Source organism: Nostoc sp. (assembly GCF_036917355.1).
Lineage (GTDB): Bacteria > Cyanobacteriota > Cyanobacteriia > Cyanobacteriales > Nostocaceae > Nostoc.
The window spans coordinates 12,938-33,492 of the sequence record NZ_JBALDP010000053.1; the positions used below are offsets into that span (position 1 = coordinate 12,938).

15 protein-coding genes are annotated in these 20,555 nt (G+C 43.0%); 3 read left to right on the forward strand and 12 right to left on the reverse strand.

The genetic code is table 11. From position 1 onward, the window contains the following. Positions 1 to 26: 26 nt before the first annotated feature. Positions 27 to 1,094 carry a DMT family transporter gene (locus tag V7K53_RS15600; RefSeq protein ID WP_335198421.1) on the reverse strand — a complete coding sequence of 356 codons (1,068 nt, stop codon included), beginning with the start codon at positions 1,092 to 1,094 and terminating at the stop codon, positions 27 to 29. Between the two features lie 63 nt (positions 1,095 to 1,157). Beyond that, entirely contained in the window at positions 1,158 to 1,505 is a 348-nt protein-coding gene (locus V7K53_RS15605; protein WP_335198422.1) for a hypothetical protein, read from the reverse strand. Positions 1,506 to 1,554: 49 nt separating this feature from the next. Here V7K53_RS15605 and V7K53_RS15610 point away from each other — a divergent pair, with 49 nt between their 5' ends. Next, the gene (locus V7K53_RS15610) at positions 1,555 to 2,460 is read left to right on the forward strand and encodes an amino acid ABC transporter substrate-binding protein (protein WP_335198423.1); all 906 of its coding nucleotides are present in this window, start codon (positions 1,555 to 1,557) and stop codon (positions 2,458 to 2,460) included. Between the two features lie 137 nt (positions 2,461 to 2,597). Here the strand turns inward: V7K53_RS15610 and V7K53_RS15615 are convergent, their stop codons facing one another. From V7K53_RS15615 to V7K53_RS15630, 4 genes are read right to left on the reverse strand one after another with little or no spacing between them, the layout of a single operon-like run. Beyond that, positions 2,598 to 3,719, reverse strand: a complete 1,122-nt coding sequence (locus tag V7K53_RS15615; protein WP_335198424.1) for an ABC transporter permease — start codon at positions 3,717 to 3,719, stop codon at positions 2,598 to 2,600. Positions 3,720 to 3,758: 39 nt separating this feature from the next. Then, on the reverse strand, positions 3,759 to 4,865 hold the full coding sequence (locus tag V7K53_RS15620) for an ABC transporter permease (protein WP_335198425.1): 1,107 nt from the start codon (positions 4,863 to 4,865) through the stop codon (positions 3,759 to 3,761). A gap of 49 nt (positions 4,866 to 4,914) precedes the next feature. Further along, complete coding sequence (locus V7K53_RS15625) at positions 4,915 to 6,930, reverse strand: ATP-binding cassette domain-containing protein (RefSeq protein WP_335198426.1); 2,016 nt, start codon at positions 6,928 to 6,930, stop codon at positions 4,915 to 4,917. A gap of 6 nt (positions 6,931 to 6,936) precedes the next feature. Further along, entirely contained in the window at positions 6,937 to 8,472 is a 1,536-nt protein-coding gene (locus V7K53_RS15630) for an HlyD family secretion protein (protein ID WP_335198427.1), read from the reverse strand. A 116-nt stretch (positions 8,473 to 8,588) separates the two neighbouring features. Between V7K53_RS15630 and V7K53_RS15635 the strand changes: the two genes are divergently transcribed. Further along, positions 8,589 to 9,224, forward strand: a complete 636-nt coding sequence (locus V7K53_RS15635; protein ID WP_335198428.1) for a TetR/AcrR family transcriptional regulator — start codon at positions 8,589 to 8,591, stop codon at positions 9,222 to 9,224. Positions 9,225 to 9,313: 89 nt separating this feature from the next. Further along, positions 9,314 to 10,693, forward strand: coding sequence for a cytochrome P450 (locus V7K53_RS15640; RefSeq protein WP_335198429.1), 1,380 nt, complete (start codon positions 9,314 to 9,316; stop codon positions 10,691 to 10,693). Positions 10,694 to 10,873: 180 nt separating this feature from the next. Here V7K53_RS15640 and V7K53_RS15645 read toward each other — a convergent pair whose 3' ends face one another. The 6 genes from V7K53_RS15645 to V7K53_RS15670 all read right to left on the reverse strand — a co-directional run bounded on the left by V7K53_RS15645 (position 10,874) and on the right by V7K53_RS15670 (position 20,296). Then, positions 10,874 to 12,142, reverse strand: a complete 1,269-nt coding sequence (locus V7K53_RS15645; protein WP_335198430.1) for a bifunctional sterol desaturase/short chain dehydrogenase — start codon at positions 12,140 to 12,142, stop codon at positions 10,874 to 10,876. A 183-nt stretch (positions 12,143 to 12,325) separates the two neighbouring features. Then, entirely contained in the window at positions 12,326 to 13,273 is a 948-nt protein-coding gene (locus tag V7K53_RS15650) for a fatty acid desaturase family protein (protein WP_335198431.1), read from the reverse strand. An 87-nt stretch (positions 13,274 to 13,360) separates the two neighbouring features. Beyond that, complete coding sequence (locus tag V7K53_RS15655) at positions 13,361 to 13,984, reverse strand: Uma2 family endonuclease (protein WP_335198432.1); 624 nt, start codon at positions 13,982 to 13,984, stop codon at positions 13,361 to 13,363. Between the two features lie 608 nt (positions 13,985 to 14,592). Beyond that, entirely contained in the window at positions 14,593 to 14,820 is a 228-nt protein-coding gene (locus V7K53_RS15660; RefSeq protein ID WP_335198446.1) for an MbtH family protein, read from the reverse strand. Between the two features lie 452 nt (positions 14,821 to 15,272). After that, on the reverse strand, positions 15,273 to 18,692 hold the full coding sequence (locus tag V7K53_RS15665; protein ID WP_335198433.1) for an efflux RND transporter permease subunit: 3,420 nt from the start codon (positions 18,690 to 18,692) through the stop codon (positions 15,273 to 15,275). Positions 18,693 to 18,814: 122 nt separating this feature from the next. After that, positions 18,815 to 20,296, reverse strand: a complete 1,482-nt coding sequence (locus V7K53_RS15670; RefSeq protein WP_335198434.1) for an efflux RND transporter periplasmic adaptor subunit — start codon at positions 20,294 to 20,296, stop codon at positions 18,815 to 18,817. Between the last annotated feature and the right edge of the window lie 259 nt (positions 20,297 to 20,555).

Below are 20,555 nucleotides of genomic sequence, written 5' to 3' on the forward strand. Positions count from 1 at the left end.
TACGAATTAAGAATTATTTTAGCAAGTTAAGGTGATGTTTCTGGTTCAGATTCTCTAACTGCTAGGCTGATGGGGTTCAATTTTTTAGCAGATGCTTCTAAAACTGGTTGCTGTATATTAGCTATCTCGCCGACAGTAACTGTGTCATTTTGTCCCCCTAAAGTATCACGTTGGTTAATGAGATAGATACTGATTAAAGTGAGAAATACTCCTACCCACTGCAACGGACTTAGGACTTCTGAGAGGAAGAGATTGCCGAATAGTAGTGCAAAGACGGGTGTCAGGAAGGTGAGAGAACTAAGACTCGTGAGACTGCCACTAGAAGCAAAGTAGAAGAATAACCCATAAGCGATCGCACTGCCAAATACGGTAGCATAACCCAAGGCCATGAAATCAGATCCTCCCAGATTCTCCCACTGCTGGGATTCAACAACTGATGAAATTCCCCATAGTGGCAATCCGCCCAAAATCATGTGCCATCCTGTAGCGCTTACAGGGTCAGCATGTCGGCATACAAACCGAATTAACACTGTTCCCACTGCCATTGATAGTGCTGCTAACAGCATTAACCACTCGCCACTAGCAAACAAATCTTGCCAGTTGCCGATTGTCATATTTGCGCCTGAGTCAAAAAAATGTAAAATCCACTCATCAGGTAAGCCAATTAAACTAATACCTGTGACTCCCAAGCCTAGCCCTAGCCATCCCCAAAAGCCAATGTGTTCTTGGAATAGCCACAATGACAGCAAGGCAACAGCCAAGGGTTGCGAGTCAATCATCACAGACCCTAACCCGGCACTAGTTCTGACTAATCCCTCTGCCAAAAAGCCTTGAAACAGCGTTCCATCTACTAGGGCAAATAAGGCAATCCACAGCCATGCAGTCCAACCCTTCGGCTGGGGTTTACCCATAAATGCTGCTGCAATCAGAATTAACATCCCTGCTGGTATCAGACGCACACCCGCCATGAATAGCGGTGTGGTATGGGGTATGACTCCTTTCATGGCTACCATTGCCGTCCCCCATAGGAAAAAGGGGGCGATTAACAAGAGGGGGGCGAAGGGAAGTCGAGATGCACTGAGTTTCAGTTGCATGGGTTTGCTGATGCCTTTCTTTGTTTAACAAGCGCAAAAATTGCTTTACCCAATTTTACCGAATTATGTAGTTTTGCGTAGATATCGTCTTTGGTGAGTGCTTTGCACCATCGCGTAGCGTCTTGGAGACGGTAAAACTGTCCAGCCTGAGCCTAGTACCGCAAGGTGGAAGTCAAGGCTTCTCTGCGAGAGGCTGCGCCAACGGCTTCGCTCAGCCTTGACCCTGAGCGACTTGCCTTGACTTGTGCCGAGCGTTCGCGTAGCGTCTCGTAGAGAAGCCGAGGTAGCGCAGTCGAAAGGAATCGAAGGGTCAAAAGTTAAAAGAATTATATTCCAAGCTCTTGCGCCGTTTGAAATGGTATGTTTATTTACGCCATGCTGTACTAGTGCGATCGCTTGTACCAGAAACACGCTGTAAATCAGATTTGATTTTTGAAAAAATTACTTACTCTTAAAGCTTATGTATGAAAAAATTGCTATTCCTATTTTAAGTCTCATGTTTGCAACGCTTATGTCTAATGTGGTAGCTGCTGAGACTGTGATGAAAAAAGTCGTTAGAACAGGAGTATTAACAGCTGGTACTAGTAGAGATGCGCTACCTTTTGCCTATGTGGATAGTCAAGGAAAGTTAAATGGCTATTCTGTAGACATGCTGAATTTGATTAAAGAGCAATTAGAAAAAGAAACAGGAAAAAAAATTAAACTGCAATTAGTTGGACTTAGCCCATCTGAGCGGATTCCTAAAATAGTTAATCAACAAGTTGATATTGTATGTGATGCAAGTAGTTTTACATGGAAGCGAGATAAAAAAGTAGATTTTTCTGTCAGCTACGGTGCGACTGGAACCCAATTATTAGTTAAGAAAGGAAGTAATCTAGGTTCTCCTGAATCACTTATTGGTAAGCGAATTGGTGTGTTGGCAGGAACCACAAATGAGCAGGCGATCGCTCATGTACAACCCAAAGCTAAACTAGTATATTTTAAAACTAGAGCAGAGGGATATACAGCTTTGGAAAAAGATACTATTGATGCTTTCTCATCCGATAGCATTCTTTTAGAGGGATGGCTGCAACAGCAAAAAAATCCAGATGCTTTTGCGATCGTACCCGATCGCCCCTATTCACGAGAAGGTATCGCTTGCATGGTGCCAGAAAATAACTCCAAATTCTTGGATACAGTTAACTATTCTCTGGTAAAGTTCATGCAAGGATTCGTCAATGGAAATCAGCGATATGTCACTATTTTTGACCGTTGGTTTGGGCCTCAAGGCTCTGTAGCGCTCAATCGAGATTTACGCGATTTGGTAGTGGAAACTATGCAATTGGTCATAGAATTTCGTGAGGAAATTCCTAAAAATGACCTGTGATATCATGTCCGGTTAAAGACTTATCATTAAGACCACAGAGGTTCAGAGGGTAGCGGTTTTTGGGCTTTCTGCATAGATTTGGGAATCATAAGTATTAGCTGGACATGATATAATCTCTTTTCAAGTTAGCCTGTCTTTTAGCTTAATTGACTGCGAAACTTACTAACACTAATAGTTAATAACACAACAGCAAAAGCGACTAAAGCCAAAACATTCATCCACAGTACATCTAAGCCAACACCTTTGAGCAAAATACCTCGAACGATCGCAATGTAATGGCGCAAGGGATTGAGTAGGGATAGGGCTTGAAACAAAGGTGGCATGGCTTCAATAGGTGCGATCGCTCCAGAAGTTTGTACCATTGGTAAATTAATAAAAAAAGATGTCAAAACTACCTGTTGTTGCGAACTACTCACAGTTGCCAACATAATACCCAAGCTAATCCCGACAAATACATACATACTTGATAGAGCCAAAAACAGCAGAAAACTACCTCGAAATGGTACATGAAATATGACTGTTGCTAAAGTAATAGCTAATAAAACATCGCCCATTAATAAAAATGCTAAAGGGACAATTTTTGATAGTAATATTTGCCAGTTAGCAGCCGGAGTCATTAATAATTGTTCTAAAGTTCCGGTATCTTTTTCTCGGACAACTGTAATTGCTGATACTAATGTGCCAATTAATGTTAAAACTAAACCCATAACTCCTGGGACAAAAAACCAACTACTTGTCAGTCCGGGATTATAAAGAAATACAACTTCAGGTGCAACTGGGGGATTTACTTTACCTTGAGTTAATTGTAGATTATATTGCTGGATAATTTGATTCATATAATTTCCGGCAATCCCGGCTGTATTAGCATTTACAGCATCAATAAATACTTGAATTTCTGCTGATTTTTGTGCCAGTTGACGCGGAAAATCGGGAGGAATTACTACCCCGACATCTAATTTTCCTTCTTCTACCTGACGACTCAATGCTTTTTCACTACTTGGTACAGATTCTAAGGTGAAAATTCTATTTGATGTCATGGCTGAAACTAACTCCCGACTAGCGCTGACGTTGGCATAGTCAATGACACCTAATCGTAAGTTATGAACGTCGGGATTGAGGATAAAACCATACAACAATAATTGGACTGTTGGGGGGATAACTAAAAGAACAATTAATTGCTTATTGCGGAGAATTTGATTAATTTCTTTCCGCACTAATGCCCAAAATGGACTATCAAATAATCGCTGAATAAGTTTCATAAAATTCCTTTTTATTGAACCGTAGAGAAGACAGAGAGATTAATTTGATAATTGCATTCGGCTTAAAACTCGGCGTGATACGTTGAAAAACACTAATCCCAAAGCTGCAAGCATGAGTAAATCAAACCAAACTCCGCCAAATCCTGTACCACGCACGAAGGCATCACGAGTGATATCGATGTAATAACGTGCCGGAATTATGTTAGGTAGTAGTGATAAGGGAAAAGGAATATTGTTGAGGGGATAAATAAAACCTGAGAGTAATAATGATGTGATAAAACCTACAAGAGAAACGCCTTGGACAGCAGCATTTTGGTTACTACTGCGGACTCCTAAAAGTAATCCAAAAAAAACGCTATCTGTCAGAAATAGTAAAGTACCAATTACTAATGTTATGGGGTTGCCAACTATGCCAACTTGGAAAATAATTGAGCCTAATACCATAACTAATAATGCCTCGGCAATGGCAATTAACAGGTATGCTAATCCTTTACCAAGTAATAATTCAGTGGCACTAATACTAGAAGCGTAAACTTGTAAAATTGTCCCTTTTTCTTTTTCCCGTACCATTGCGATCGCAGAGAGCAATGAAGGAAAAATCCACAGTACAACTCCGTAGGTTCCTGGCACAATATACAGCGATTCTAATCTCCCAGGATTAAACCATAGACGCATTCGTGCTGTAATACTATTAGTAGTAGGTAGCAGTCCATGCTCTTGCATAAAAAAGTTTGTCACTCTTTGAATACTATTTCTAATTACACGGGCATTGTTAACATCAGTGGCATCGATTAATACTTGCACATTTGTACTTCTACCTGCTTGAATATCACGGCTAAATTCCGGCGGAATAATTACTGCGACTTTGGCAATTCCCTTATCTATAGCATCGCGAGTGGGATTGCCACCAGACCATTGTTTTGGTATAAATTGATTGGTGGCATAGAGTCTTTCAATATAGCTAGTACTTAGGTTTGTACGGTTGAAATCTTGCACAATTAAGGGAATATTTTTACTCTCCAATCTAATGGCAAAGCCAAAAATTACTAAAGTAATGAATGGCAATAAAAATGCTAGTGCCAAGGTCAGGCGATCGCGGCGAAATTGAGCTATTTCTTTTACACATTGAGCGAAAATTCGTTTCATATTTATTAAGGAGAATCCTGGCGGATTTGCAAAATTATTTATTTTTATATTAATTTTGCGATCGCTGTACTATACCAATAAAGGCATCTTCTAAAGAAAAAGGAATCGGACGTAAAGAATTGATGGTAATTTGATTAGCTTTTAAAAGTTGAGTTAGTTGATTTATTTCCTGTTCGGGACGATCGAGAACAACATGTAAACTATCAGCGAAAATCGAGACTCGCCAAGACTCAAAGTGTTGTTTTAGTATTTTAGAAGCTACTTGGTTTTGATTAACAATAATTTCTATTAGTTGTCCCGGTTGCGATGCTTTGACAGAACTGGGTGAACCTTCGGCGACGGTTTCTCCTGCAACCATAAAACTCATGCGGTTACATTGTTCAGCTTCTTCTAAATAGTGCGTTGTCACTAAAATGGCTGTACCGTTGCGGGCAAAATCATTAATCAGCTTCCAAAACTGGCGACGCGCTAACGGATCTACTCCCGATGTTGGTTCGTCTAAAAATAAAATATCTGGTTCGTGCATCACACAAGCACCGAAAGCAACTCGCTGTTTCCAACCACCTGGTAGTTGCCCTGTAATCATATTTGCTTGCCCCTCCAAGCCACAGGTAGCAATTACCCAATCAATTTTTTCGCGTCGGAGTTTGCGAGGTACGCCGTAAACTCCGCTATAAAATTCGAGATTTTGCAAAATAGTTAAATCGTCGTAAAGGGTGAATTTTTGACTCATGTAACCAATGCGTCGCCGTAAGTCTGCACTACGCAGATTTCCTGTCTCACCACCCAAAGAAATTTCACCGCCACTTGCTTCTAGTAATCCACACAGCATTTTAATTGTGGTGGTTTTGCCAGCACCATTAGCACCTAACAACCCAAAGATTTCGCCGTAGCGCACTTCGACGTTGACATCTTTAACGGCTTGGAACTTGCCAAAAATACGGCTGAGATTGCGAGCATATATCGCTAGCGCTGAGTCCTGAGTATTAAATACTCCCTCTGCTCCCCTGCCCCTCTGCCCCTCTGCCCCCCTGCTCCCCTGCCCCCCTGCTCCCCTCTTCCGATAACGAGGAAACGAGAAAAACTGCGGCGCGGAACCTTGTTGTCGCAAGCGCGTGACAAAGACGTTTTCTAATGTGGGTTCGCCATACTCGATACTGGGAGAAGGTAAGTGATGTTGTTGCAGTAGTTCGCGGACTTGGGTTTCGCCAGAATTTATATCTTCAACGAGGACATCCAAGCGATCGCCAAAAGTTTGCACATCTACTATATTTTTCTGAGTAGCCTGGGAGAGTATTTCTTCTGTAGCTTCCAGATTGGCTGTTCGCACTTCTAAGCGATGCAAGCCTAAGTTAGCCCGTAAGTCTGCGGGCGTGCCAATTTCATGAATTTGGCCACTGTACATCAAAGCCACGCGGTGACAGCGTTCAGCTTCGTCTAAGTATGGTGTCGCAACTACAATTGTCATCCCCTCGGCTGATAATTCCCCTAGCACATCCCAAAACTCTCGCCGAGAAACTGGATCGACACCTGTAGTAGGTTCATCTAGTAACAATACTTCTGGTTGAGAAACCAAAGCACAACACAGCGCCAGCTTTTGTTTCATCCCACCAGAAAGTTGTCCCACTAAGCGATCGCCAAATCGCTCTAAATTCATTAATTTTAAATATTTATCGCGGCGTTTCTGTAACAAATCATCTGCTACTTGCCGCAACCCTGCTGCATAACGCAAGTTTTCATCAATACTCAAATCCAAATACAGCGAAAACTGTTGAGTGAGATAACCTGTAATTAATCGGGCATCTCGTGCAGGCTGATTAAATATTTGCACCTCCCCCGCCGTTGCTTCCATCACACCGCCCAAAATGTGAAATGTACTAGTTTTCCCCGCACCATCAGGGCCAATTAATCCAAACATTTCACCTTTGTGGACACTCAAATCAATTCCCCGCACAGCAGCTAAGTTTCCATAGTGCTTGTGCAAACCGCGAACTTCAATTGCTGTGGTTGGCAGATTAGATGATGAGGGTAAGTTTCGAGAGAAAGTAGTAATTTGCTGTTTCATTCCCTTCTACCTCCTGCCGACGCTCTCTGCGAGACGCTGCGCGTAGCTTGCTTCTCTGTAAGAGTACGCGGACTCGCTACCACTGCGCTCCCCTGTCCGCCTGCTCCCCTGCTCCCCGGTCACTGAGCGTAGCCGTTCGCGTAGCGTCTCGTAGAGAAGTGCTGCTCCCCTGCTCCTCTGCTCCCCTGCCTTCAAACTAATTTCAGCATCTGCTGGCATACCCATTTTGGCGCAGGGTAAATCTGATTCCCTATAAGGTTTTTCGGGATTAAAGCAGCTATCAGGGTTTTGAACTTTGATCCGAATTCCTACTACTTGCCTGACTCGATCTTTTTGAAAGTAAATATTCTCTGGTGTAAATGAAGCTTGCGGATCGATCGCAATTACTTTACCTTCTAATGGTTTCCCCGGTGCAGAATCAATGAAGATTTTTGTTGTTTGCCCTAGACGCACTCTACCAATATCGCCTTCGGGAATAAAACCTCTAAAATAGACTGTTTTGGGGTCAACAATTGTCAAAATATTAGTCTGACTGCTAACTATTGCACCTGGTTCGACATTACGGGCTGTCACTACTCCATCTAAGGGACTAACTACATTTAAATCTTTTTTGGAGTCTGCAATCTGGGTGAGGATTTGCTGATTTGATGCTTGGGCATCTTTCACTTTGGCACGGGCAGAGTTGACTTTTGCCTGTGCAGATTTAAGTTGAGCATAACTTTGCTGCTGCTTTCTGACTAAAGCTGTTAACTGGGCGTTGCGAATGTCAGGATTGAAACCTGTAGTATTAACTTGAGTTAACGCTCCTGATGTAGCCTTTAATTGCTGGCGTTCGGCATTCACTGCTGCCTGTCGTGCTTCTAGGGTTGCGATCGCAGTATCTAAAGTAGTTTGGGCTTGATCGAATTGTTGTTGATTGACTGCCCCTTCTTTTACCAATTGGGCATAGCGATCGCGGTTGATTTTTGCTAAATTAACTTCTGCTGCTGCCTGTTTAACTTGCGCTTGTGCTTGCACCAATGTGGCTCTAGCTGCTGCGACATTTGCTTGCGCCTGCTCAATTCTTCCTTGGGTATCTCCTTGAGACTGCCGTAAATTCAGTTTGGCTTCGTTAATTTGGCTGTTAATTTCTTGAATTTCTCTGGTGACTCGCTCTACATCTGAAACTGCTTGCTGTTCATCATACCTAGCAGATGTCACTCTCGCTTGACTACCAAGTAGTTGTTGTTGCAGCAATCGATCGTCTGTGTCATCTAATTTAATTAACTCTTGCCCCTTTTTAACCGCTGCCCCTTCCCGCACGGCAATTGTCTCAATTCTTCCAGAACGCTTGATCCCAATCTCGGTTTCATAACCCTCAATCCGTCCACTAACTTGCAGTATATTTGCCGATACTTGCGGTTGAGAACGCCACACCGCGTAGCCAATACCACCCGCCACCAACAGCACCCCGATCGTTAAAAGGATCGGTTTCTTGCGGCTTTGCTGCTTCGATACTGCATCTTTGAGATTTTCCGGGGATGTTGGGATAGTCTGAGTCATGGTATCACCCTGGATTGTGAAAAATATTTTGTAAATTGAAAATTTTGAATTCAGTGTCATATACTAGACTGTCTAGTATGATAATACAAGATATTACGTCAAAAAATTTACTCTTCATGCCTATAAACCCTACTTTCCAACTAGAAAATCCTTTACCTGCGATCGCTCCCAAGCAGGAGCAAATCTTGCAAGGAGCTATACAGGTATTTTTGAAGGAGGGTTACGCTAGAACAAGTATGGATCGTGTTAGTGCGGCGGCTGGAGTATCTAAGCAAACAATATACAGTCACTTTCAAGATAAAGAAGGGCTATTTAAAGCGTTGATAGAACGGTTGACCCTCGCTTGTTTTCAAAGTATTTTTTGCAAAGAAAAATTACATGATGAACCAGCGATTTTTTTGCGTCAAATTGCTGAAATTTATTTAACCGAAGTCGCTGATAATCCTGATTATTTAGCATTGTTGCGTTTGATTATCACCGAGTCACAAAACTTTCCAGAACTAGCCAAACTTTATACTCAAACCGTTGTGCTACGCGGTCGGCAAATGCTAAGTCAGTATTTTGCATCTCATCCAGAATTAGGAATCAACGATCCAGAAGCAATGGCTCATATTTTTTTTGGTTCGCTGGTATCCTACGTAATTTCACAAGAAATGTTGTATGGAAAAGAACTTACATTTTTGTCGCGCGATCGCTTGCTAGACAGCTTAATAAATGCGGTCATGAGCCAGTCTCTAAATATGGTTGAGTAAATAACAGCACTATACCCGACAACCTTCAACGCTCAGGGATAATAGGTGTATTTGTTTGAGATTATGAAGTCGAATCACAGGTAAATATTATGCTGAGTCAATTACCGAATTGCATTACTAGCCCTTCGTGGTGGCAACTGATCGGATGGATTGCCGATCCGATTGGATTTCAGAAAAAGTGTAATCAAGAGTATAAAGATATTTTTTCCATGCGACTGAGTGGACTCGGTTCTTATGTAATTCTTAGCCATCCCCAAGCCATTCAAGAAATTTTCAGTCAAGATTCTAAATTTGATATTGGTCGTGGTAATAAAATTGCAGAACCTTTGATTGGGCGAAATTCCCTCATGTTAATGGATGGTTCCCGCCATCGACGAGAACGAAAATTATTAATGCCCCCCTTTCATGGAGAAAGGCTACAGACTTATGCTCAACAAATCTGCTTAATTACCGAGCAAATTGCCAGTCAATGGCAAATCGGTCAACCTTTTGTGGCTCGTTCTGCCATGCAGAAAGTTAGTCTAGAAGTAATTTTACAAATTGTCTTTGGTTTAAGTGAAGGGGAACGCTATCAACTAATTTTACCTCTACTTACTAGTTGGTTGGATATGACTGATTCTCCTTTGCGCTCCAGTATGCTATTTTTGCCATTCTTACAACAAGATTGGGGAAAATGGACTCCTTGGGGGCAGATGAAAAGTAGACAAAGCCATATTTATGAGCTACTTCAAGCAGAAATTGCAGAGAAAAGAAAAAAGAACAATCAGAGCCAAGGTGATGTTCTGAGTTTGATGATGGCAGCACGGGATGAAAATGGGGAAGCAATGACCGATGATGAATTAAAAGATGAATTGATCACAATTTTATTTGCTGGACATGAAACTACAGCAACAACTCTAGCGTGGGCTTTCTATCAAATTCACCGAAATTCAGATGTTCTCTTAAAATTGCAGCAGGAACTCGACAGCTTGGGAGAAAATCCGAACCCGATGGAAATTGCCCAACTTCCTTACTTAAGCGCAGTTTGCCAAGAAACCCTACGGATGTATCCAGTTCTGCCAGTGCTTTTCCCACGGATTACCAAATCATCCATAAATATTGCAGGATATGAGTTTCCTCCTGATACAACTTTAATGCCAAGTATCTACCTTCTGCATCACCGGGAAGACTTATATCCTAATCCTCAACAATTTAATCCCGAACGTTTTTTAGAACGCCAGTATTCTCCTTGGGAATTTATTCCTTTTGGTGGTGGAATTAGGCGCTGTTTAGGATATGCCCTGGCTCAGTTAGAAATTAAATTAGTCCTCGCAACAGTTTTATCCAATTATCAACTTACCTTAGTAGAAAATAAACCTATTAAACTGCAACGACGTGGATTTACCCTTGCTCCTAATGGTGGAGTTCGGATGATGGCTATTAAAAAACGATCGCTTGCTCAAGTTTATTCAAATTCTGTTTCAATTTAGCGATCGCCTGCGCCCTTGCTTGTCAAAACTATTGCAAGGCTCAGGCTCTTACTTGCACTTTTGAGGGTTTGTAGTAAGGACTTTAGTGCTTAGAAAATAATGACTAAAGTCCTTACCACAAACTTGCTTATCTATCAATTTAAACTTGACAAACTACTACCTGAAAATCATTCTTTTCGGCTATTCTTTGCGTAAGTCCTGTTCACTTTTTGCTGTCCGGCTGAAGACTCGATAGTATAGTGACGTACTAGTTTCCTTTAAGGGAAACAGCAGATAGGTGAGAGGATTTATTGCCACAATAATATTTCGGAAGTCTCGCCGCGCCAAAAACAAGATCGCACGAGCAACTTGCTGTGCAGACATCACACCATAAGGATTTAATTGACTCTTAAACGGGCCAAGAATTAACTTGCGAATTACACAATCCCCATCCAAACGCTTGAGGGTAACAATATCTCCTAGCGCTCTTTTGCTGAGTTCATAAAGCGGACTCAGCGCTGGAGAAACCTCAGCTTCAGAAGTGTTTACCCAAATTTCCTTGGTTGCTTTTGCTTGTGGGCCTGTTACAGTTGTCAAAAATATATCTATCAACCGCAATGCTGAAAAGGTATTCACCTCATAAGAGGAATTGATAGCCTCCGGTGTGCGGCTGGCGTAGACATTGACTCCGTGGTTGATAATTAAAATATCTACTTTTTCTAAACTCTCCTTCAGATTGGCTTCGTTACCCAACTGCCAGGAAACCACCTTTACCCCAACTTGCTCTACTAATTTTTCTGGATTAGTAGTTAATGCCACGACTTTAGCATTATTCTTGACAAGTTCAGCCGCCAACGCTTGCCCCAACGCTCCTGATACTCCGGTTAAAGCGATGGTTTTACCTTTGAGAGACAATCCTGTACCCAGAATTTTATCCACTAGGGGAAAGACGCCACTGTAGTAGGCGTTCACATCATCAAAATGATGCCGCCAATGGTAAGACCGATTCACCCACCAAATGGATGGAATTGTCTCTAAAGGGCCGGGTAGGTGATTGTAATCTGTATCAATTTTTCCCTGAAAATATCGCACAGACGCGCCATACAAAAAGGTACAACCATAAGCTACTCCCAGCCATAACCCCATTTGCTGGACAATTAAGGCAACGGCTACCAATACCACTAGCAGTAAACTCGACTCTAAAATGTCGTGATAGAGTTGGGATTCTTGATAAATTTTCAGGGAAACTATCGATAAATCGCGGCGATAGGCCATGTGATGCTTGTTGTGCCATTTAGCAAGCCAATTGACTTGGTGACACAAAGCATGGTAGCTGTCTCTCAATATCTCAGCAAGTAAAAGTGAGAAGAGTGCCCAACTAGCAAACTGTAAGCTGGCATTTAGCCAAACCCAATTAATTTGTAAGCTTGCCTCAATTCCCATCAAGTTTTCAGCTAGCATTTTTATCATGTTTGTCTATACTCGTTTTTCTTAATCATTCTTCACGATCTGAGGTGCATTAAGGTCGAGTCTAAAACAAATTAAAATCAAAGTGAATAGGGAGTAGAGAGCAGGGGAGCAGGGGAAGTTAGTTACAGTAAGTCTCTTCCCCTCTGCCCTTTTGCACCTCTGCCTCTTGTACCCCATGCTCAATTAGGAATTAGTTATGATATCCCAGTTGACTTTCAGATAGCCAGGTTCAATATGGGTAAAGTGTTTGCTTAATTGCTGATGTGCTTTTGGTAGGGCGTGGAATGGAATTGATGCATACAAATGATGCTCTGCATGAAATGGCATATTCCACATAAAAAATCGTGCAGGCCAAAATGTAAGCGTTGTGCGGGTATTGGTGAGCAGATTTGCATCAAGAGTGCAACCTGTATGTTCTGCTAGCAGAATGAAACGGAGAATCGGCTGACCGACAAGCAGGGGAAGCAGCCAATAGAGGAAAAACCAAGGCTGATTAACTACAATTGAAAGAGCGATCGCACCTGCATAAATACTTAGTTGCCAACGTGTAGAACGAATAACTTCGGCTCGTGCTGATTCTGGCACAAATGGAAAATTGTCAAATTGACCAGTCGCAACTTGAAAATGCCCGCTTATTTTACCCCACCACCACGGTAAACCGCTAATTATCAACAAGTATTTGCCCAGGTTGTTCGGTTTGGGATCGGTCAATTCTGGATCTTTGTCAGGAACGCGAGTGTAACGGTGATGCCATTTATGATAGCGGCGAAAAAACGTGCTGTTGTAAAATGAGAGCAAGCCGGAAAACCAAGCCACAGCATCATTCAAACGATTGTTAGCAAAAGCCGTTCTGTGAACGCATTCATGCATTGGTGCAAACATTGCAGCCAGACTGAAGCCGTAGATTACTAGTGCTGGTATAGCCACCAACCAATTACCAAACTTTATTGCCCATAGGTAGCCACTGCAACCCATGACTGTAAGGTGCAAAATCAGTTGAACTAGCCCTTTGGAGTTGGAGCGATCGTTTAGAAGACTTAATTCTTGTACGCTGAGAATTTTACAGATGTTTTGCTCTTTATCAGCTTTGTGTTCTAATAATTCAGATTGAATAATTGCGTCATTAGACATAATTTTAAGTAGATCGGCGTAAACAGTTGCGCGGGGGTTCCTTTGTGACTCCTGAATTCTAATGTAATTTTAATAGACACTCTGAATTTAGCTGACCACACCAGCGCGAAAAATTTGTTCTGCGGTTAAATTAAACTCTGGAAAAGTTGGTGATTGGATATGGTCATTACCTTGAAATTTATTAATTAGATACTCACCTTCTTCCAAACAGCAAACTAAGATAGTAGATTGTTTTGGCTTACCAATGAATTCCCTACCACCCAATGCGGCATAGTCTACAATCCAATATTCAGGAATTCCCATTTCCTCATAATCAGCATATTTTTTGTGGTAATCATCACGCCAATTAGTACTCACTACCTCCACCACTAAAGGAATGGATGTAGCTTGGCTTACAGTAGATGTTTTTTTCCATAGAGGTTCATTTATTAAATTAGGCTGATTTAGTATAAGGACATCTGGTGAATAAGCTGATTCGTTTTCAAGTGGTTTGACGAATACTGTTTTTGGGATGAGATAGGGAAGATTTAAGCGGTCAAATTCTACACTCAGTTTTCTGACCAAAAATCCTGTAACCTCTTCATGGTCGCCTGTGGGTTGTGCCATCTCAACAACTACTCCATCATGGAGTTCATAATGTCGTTGTGGGTTGTCTGGGTATTGAGCAACAAATTCATCGAATGTAACTAGTTTGCGTAAGGCTTGAGTCATGGTTTTATTCCTCAAAGCAAAACTGATATCGCAATCTTAAATCAATTGTGACAAAGAAGCTCCCCGACTTTTTTGATCCTCGCGATCGCAATCATAGTAAAGTTAAGCAAGTTAAAATTAACTTCTGCCTTCACATTTCAGTGTTTCGCGCAGCCTGTAGCAGCTTTCGCCTTCCCTGTAAGAACTTCTGCCTTCACGTTTCGGTGTTTCGCGCAGTCTGTAGCAGCTTCCGCCTTCCCTGTAAGAACTTCTGCCTTCACGTTTCGGTGTTTTGCGCAGCCTGTAGGAGCTTCCGCCTTCACGTTTTGGTGTTTCGCGCAGTCTGTAGCAACTTCCGTCTTCCCTGTAAGAACTTCTGCTTTCACGTTTCGGTGTTTCGCGCAATCTGTAGCAACTTCTGTTTATATCAAAAGCCCCCTACAGTTTTAGAATTAACTCGTAGGGAGCTTTTGTTATACCAATTGGAAAAAAGAATGCGACAAATAGACCATTTGTAGAGACGCGATTCATCGCGTCTTTACCCAAGGATGTATTGCAATCATTAATTGAATTAGTATTAGTTTGTAAATGGGTTATGAGGATAGAACTAGCTAGGAAATGTCCTAAGACTAGTTGCGAGCAGCTTCTTCCATTTTCTTGCGAAGGCTAAGTGGTCTCATATCAGTCCAAACTTCTTCGATGTAAGCCAGACATTCTGCTTTTGAGCCAGTTTTGCCAGCATCCCGCCAACCAAGGGGATTCTCTCGCTCAGCTGGCCATATTGAATACTGCTCCTCATGATTCACTACAACTCTGTAAATCGTATTATCTACAGTCTCATCGCTATTTATTGCCATCAGCGTATTCAAACTGCTGAAATTAAAAGCAAAAGCAGGGGTTGCCGCCCACGAAAAGACAAGAGAGAACACGAGAGTAGCTACAGCTACTAACTTAATAATTGTATGCTTCATAATCCTACTTTTTGTGTGTTTTTATTGATACCGGAATACTTGATGTTATATTCTGACTTTCATAATGGAAATGCAAGGACAGATAAGACAATTAAGACAGTTAAGCAAATATTTAATAAAGGCTTAATAAAAAAATCCTATTTTTCCCAGAATAGACCTCTTGCAAAAGTACTTTTTGCAAGAGGGGGAAAAGGGTAAAGGTTAAAGGGAAAGGGGACAATACAGAACCTTTCCCCTTTCCCCCTTTCCCTTTTCCCGACTTATGCAAGAAGTCTAATGAATCGTTGAAACACGACTGAACAAATGAACCAAGTGTTATTTGTTCAGTCGGGGGAGTTTTAAATTGGCTGTTTGCGCCAGCTGCGTTTTTTCAGCTTGGTTTGCCAAGACTCCATGTAGGTGTAGAAAACGGGTGTTAAATAAAGTGTGAGAAACTGCGAGAACACTAATCCCCCAACTACAGCTAAACCAAGGGGACGGCGTGTATCTGCTCCGGCTCCCAAACCAAGGGCAATGGGTAGCGTACCCATGAGTGCTGCCATTGTCGTCATCATAATTGGGCGGAACCTCACCAAGCAGGCTTCATAGATCGCTTCATAGGGGGTTTTACCGTTTTGACGGGCAATAATCGCAAAGTCAACCATCATGATCCCGTTTTTCTTCACAATCCCAACTAGCAGGATAATGCCCACGAAGGCGTAAATATTCAAGTCAACTTGAAACAGCAACAGGGTGAGTATTGCCCCAAATCCAGCAGAGGGTAAGCTAGAAAGGATTGTCAGCGGGTGAATGAAGTTCTCGTAGAGAATCCCCAGCACGATATAAATCACCAAGATGGCAACTAGCAGTAGCAATCCTAAACCCTGAATTGAAGATTGAAATGCCTGCGCCGAACCTTGGAAACCTGTACTAATAGTAGGTGGCAGGGTTTGACGGGCGAGTTGCTCAATTTTGCCAGTGACGTTACCGAGTGAAACTCCTGGTTTGAGGTTAAAGGAGAAGGTAACAGATGCTAGTTGCCCTTTGTGGTTAATAGTCAGCGGCCCTACATCTTTGCTCAAGGTTGCGACAGCGTTAAGAGGTACAAGTTGTCCGCTAGGGGCACGAACTGAGAGTAAATCTAGAGCATTGGCATTTTGCTGATATTTTGGTTCCACGCCCATAATTACTTGATACTGGCTATCGGGGGCGTAGATGGTGGAAACTTGGCGAGTGCCATAGGCATTACTTAGAGCAGTTTCGATTTGATTTGCGGTCAAACCTAGAGCCGAAGCTTGGTCGCGGTTGATGTCTACTTTGACTTGCGGATTCTTGATTTGCAAATCACTGTTAACATCTTGTAAATCTGATAGCGATCGCAATTTCTCTTCTAAAGCTGGAGCATACTGGTAAAGTTCTTGAATATTGGGAGTTTGCAGAGTAAATTGATACTGCGCTTTTGTCTGTTGTCCACCGACATTAATGGCTGGGGGATTTTGCAAGAAAACCTTGATTCCCGGCACAACTGACAACTTCGGTCGGAGTTCTTGCACAACTTCATCAGCACTGAGATGGCGCTCATGGCGAGGCTTGAGTTCGATTAAAAGTCTGCCAGCGTTAGCAGAAGCATTGGGCCCACCAGCCCCAACACTAGAGTTGATAGAATCGACATTCGGATCTCGGTAAGCGATCGCAGCTACAGCCTGTTGATGTTTTACCATCTCATCAAAGGATATATCTTCTGATGCTTGAGTAGTTGCCGTAATTTGTCCAACATCTGCGTTGGGAACAAACCCTTTCGGCACAATGATAAATAGATACACTGTCGCTACAAGAATCGCTCCCGAAATCACCATCGTTGTGCGGTGATACTTGAGTGATTTTTTCAAACTCCAATCGTATCCGCCCAATATCACATTAAAAATGTTTTCTGAAAAGTTATAGAGACGACGGTTGAAATTTTTGATTCGGGACTGAAGACTAGGGGCTGGGGAAGGTGGAGCCTCCTCTGGCAATAAGGAATTAGAGACTGGAGACTGAGAGTTAAGAATTTCTTCCATACTCATCTGCTCCCATACTCCCCGGTAACTGAGCGACTTGCCCTGAGCGTAGTCGAAGGGAGCCGAAGTGCTGCTCCCCTGCTCCTCGGTAACAGAGCGTAACCGTTCGCGCAGCGTCTCGGAGAGAAGTGCTGCTTCCTCACTCTCTTGCTCATGATGAGGTGGACTCAAGAATCTGGAACACAGCATTGGCGTTAAGCTGAGGGAAATTACGCCAGATACCAAGATTGCAACGCTAATAGTAACAGCAAACTCGCGGAATAATCGCCCCAGAATGCCTTCCATGAACAGTATCGGGATAAATACTGCTACTAAAGAAATGGTCATAGATAAAATTGTGAAACCAATTTCTTTAGAACCATTTAGGGCTGCTTCCATGCGGCTTTCACCCATTTCCATGTGGCGGACAATATTCTCCAGCATGACTACGGCATCATCAACCACGAAACCTACTGAAAGGGTTAACGCCATCAGCGATAGGTTATCGAGGGAGAAGCCTAGAAGCACCATGACTCCAAAAGTCGCTACTATCGAAAGCGGCACTGCCAAACTGGGAATGACTGTTGCAGAAATATTGCGGAGAAACAGAAAGATTACCAGCACTACCAGAGCGATGGTGAGCAACAGCGTGAATTGTACATCATCCACCGACTCGCGAATTGACTGAGAGCGATCGTAGAGAATATCCATGTTCACAGCCGCCGGAATCTGTGTCCGAAAGGTGGGTAACAGTTTCTTGATTGCGTCCACAACTTGAACAGTATTAGTTCCCGGTTGGCGCTGAATTGCCAAAACGATCGCCCGCACACCAGAATTTTGGATTTTAGATTTTGGATTTTGGATTGAGGACTTCTCCCCTCCTCCCTGTTCCTTACTCTCCTTCTTAACAGGAAAATACCAACTCGCAATCTTATCATTTTCCACGCTGTCTAGAACTTGACCTAGTTCACCTAACTGAACTGGTGCGCCGTTTTGATAAGCCACATTTAGAGAGCGATAGCTGGCGGCATCGTTGAGTTGACCGTTTGCTTGGATGGTAGAATTCTGCTGTTGACCGTAAAGTGTCCCAGTAGGTAGATTGACATTTCCGTTAGCGATCGCATCAGCTACTTCATCAATTCCTATCCCTTTAGCACTAAGCGATTCGGGATCAAGCTGAATTCGTACCGCGTACTTTTGAGAACCAAAAACCTGCACTTGCGCCACCCCATCCACCATTGATAGGCGTTGTGCCAGCAATGTCTCAGCATATTTGTCTACAGTTGACAGAGGCAAAATGGACGAATTCAGGGAGATATAAAGAACTGGCTGATCCGCCGGATTTACCTTTCGGTAAGATGGCGGATTAGGCATATTAGTCGGTAACTGCTTCGCTCCCTTAGAAATAGCAGACTGCACATCCTGGGCTGCGCCATCGATATCCCGATTTAGGTCAAATTGTAGCGTCAGCTGTGTAGTACCCAAAGAACTGGTAGAGTTCATCGAACTCAATCCCGCTATGCTAGAAAACTGCTGCTCTAAGGGAGTTGCAACTGAGGCAGCCATCGTTTCAGGACTAGCTCCGGGCAGATTAGCTGTTACCTGGAGTGTTGGATAATCTACATTGGGTAAGTCACTAACGGGTAGCTGTTGGTAAGCGATCAGCCCAAATATCAAAATGCCAACCATAACTAGAGTCGTCATGATTGGACGCCGGATAAATAGCTCGGAAATGTTCATCGCGTTCCCTTGAATGAGTGCTGAGTTCTGAGTTCTGTTAGCGTTAGTGGTAGCGGGCCGTTTAGCCCGTGCTGAGTTAGGAGTTATTATTTCTCCCCTGCTCCTCGGTCACTGAGCGTTGGTCATTGAGCGTAGCCGAAATGAGCCGAAGTGCTGCTCCCCTGCCCCTCTGCCCCCTTGCTTCCTACTTCCGGTTTCACTTGGACTGTGGCACCAGGCACGAGGTTAAATTGTCCATCAGTAACTACTTGCTCACCTGGTTTCAAGCCTTGCTTAATTACCGTTTCATTCCCAACGGTGTCGCCGACGGTAATTAAACGCATTTCTGCTGTTTTGTCAGGTTTGACTACATACACAAACTGCCCCTTTTGTCCACTCTGTACTGCCTGAGAAGGAACAGTAATGGCATTTGGTTCTTCGCTGAGTTTGAGTACTACATTGACAAACTGCCCCGGAAACAGGCGCTCATCAGCATTGGCAAAAGTACCCTTAAGTTGAATAGTGCCTGTTTGGGTATTGACTCCACTATCAACAAAGGTAAGTTCGCCCCGTACCGGATGCCCTGCATCTTTAGGAGGTAAAGCATCCACTGCTAACTTGCCGTTATTCGCACTATATTTTTTGATATCTGGCAGCAGTCGCTGGGGAATAGAAAAGTTGACGTAAATCGGGCGAATTTGACTGATTGTAATCAGCGGATCGGTGGCATTCGCCTGTACCAAGTTCCCTTGATTTAGCTTCAGGCTACCTGTGCGTCCGGCAATTGGCGAGTAAATAGAACTATAAGAAAGCTGAACTTTGGCATTGTCGATCGCAGCTTCATCTGATGCTACTACTGCCTGAGCATTTTGGACATCTGCTTGGGCTGCCGCCACTGCTGCTTGAGCATTTGCCACTGCACCTCGATCTGCGTTCACCGTCGCTTGTTGAGCATCAGCACTGGTTTGATACTGTTCGGCCTGTTCTTTACTGATTGCCCCTTGCTTGAGCAAACTACTATAACGTTGCGCTTGTGCATCTGCATTTGTTGCCTGGGCTTTATCCTTGACTACATTCGCTTTTGCCTGGTTCACTTGAGCGATCGCTTTGAGGACATTTGCCTGTGCCTGTTTCACCTGGGCTAAATCTTTCGCTTTGGCAGCATTAGCTTGCATCAGCGCAGCTTGTAAAGGACGAGAATCAATTTTAAATAACAAGTCTCCTTTTTTAACGTTCTGTCCTTGCTGAAAATAGACACCAGTAAGCTGACCGCCTACTTGAGACTTGACAGATACCGTAGAATATGCTTCCACCGTTCCCGTCGCCGATAGCTGTATTGGAATCGTTTTTTGAGTCGCAGTAGCAATCACCACTGGCACAGCTCGTTTTTTTCCTGCTTCTTTGCCACTTGATTGGGCTTCAGAAGCATTACAGGCACTACACAAGTAGGCTAGAGTTAATATAAGTAGCGAAAACCGCCCTCTTTGAATAATGCTCTGAAAACGAGGAACAGTTTCAGCAGCCAAAGACGAAGGCTTTATCGTCTGAACAGGAGCTAAACAGCGCATATCAACAATCTGGGGGAAAGGGGAAGCACAGACACATACTAGCTTGTCTTTAGACATCGCATCTTCCGCAAAATGGTTGGTTGCGATTCATTCTAATTAGATAAGCGCAATATTAGTTAAACTAAACATTAGTGTACTAATAATTTATTTTTTAGCCTACCCCTTTTGGAAAGAAATTCTTTTTAAGCCGTTGCGATCTGTGACTTTATTTATCTTTGATCTATGTACGTCAGAGTGGAAGCCTACTGACGGCAAAGCAATCTAAACATTGGCAAACTAATTCGTGCCCGGCAGCATTTTTTGTTTTTAATAAATC

What these genes read in the sequence shown, in the direction of transcription:
- V7K53_RS15600 (WP_335198421.1), bottom strand. Translation starts at nt 1,094, where the DNA reads ATGCAACTGAAACTCAGTGCATCTCGACTTCCCTTCGCCCCCCTCTTG.
- V7K53_RS15610 (WP_335198423.1), top strand. Translation starts at nt 1,555, where the DNA reads ATGTATGAAAAAATTGCTATTCCTATTTTAAGTCTCATGTTTGCAACG.
- V7K53_RS15615 (WP_335198424.1), bottom strand. Translation starts at nt 3,719, where the DNA reads ATGAAACTTATTCAGCGATTATTTGATAGTCCATTTTGGGCATTAGTG.
- V7K53_RS15620 (WP_335198425.1), bottom strand. Translation starts at nt 4,865, where the DNA reads ATGAAACGAATTTTCGCTCAATGTGTAAAAGAAATAGCTCAATTTCGC.
- V7K53_RS15625 (WP_335198426.1), bottom strand. Translation starts at nt 6,930, where the DNA reads ATGAAACAGCAAATTACTACTTTCTCTCGAAACTTACCCTCATCATCT.
- V7K53_RS15630 (WP_335198427.1), bottom strand. Translation starts at nt 8,472, where the DNA reads ATGACTCAGACTATCCCAACATCCCCGGAAAATCTCAAAGATGCAGTA.
- V7K53_RS15635 (WP_335198428.1), top strand. Translation starts at nt 8,589, where the DNA reads ATGCCTATAAACCCTACTTTCCAACTAGAAAATCCTTTACCTGCGATC.
- V7K53_RS15640 (WP_335198429.1), top strand. Translation starts at nt 9,314, where the DNA reads ATGCTGAGTCAATTACCGAATTGCATTACTAGCCCTTCGTGGTGGCAA.
- V7K53_RS15645 (WP_335198430.1), bottom strand. Translation starts at nt 12,142, where the DNA reads ATGATAAAAATGCTAGCTGAAAACTTGATGGGAATTGAGGCAAGCTTA.
- V7K53_RS15650 (WP_335198431.1), bottom strand. Translation starts at nt 13,273, where the DNA reads ATGTCTAATGACGCAATTATTCAATCTGAATTATTAGAACACAAAGCT.
- V7K53_RS15655 (WP_335198432.1), bottom strand. Translation starts at nt 13,984, where the DNA reads ATGACTCAAGCCTTACGCAAACTAGTTACATTCGATGAATTTGTTGCT.
- V7K53_RS15660 (WP_335198446.1), bottom strand. Translation starts at nt 14,820, where the DNA reads ATGGCAATAAATAGCGATGAGACTGTAGATAATACGATTTACAGAGTT.
- V7K53_RS15665 (WP_335198433.1), bottom strand. Translation starts at nt 18,692, where the DNA reads ATGAACATTTCCGAGCTATTTATCCGGCGTCCAATCATGACGACTCTA.
- V7K53_RS15670 (WP_335198434.1), bottom strand. Translation starts at nt 20,296, where the DNA reads ATGTCTAAAGACAAGCTAGTATGTGTCTGTGCTTCCCCTTTCCCCCAG.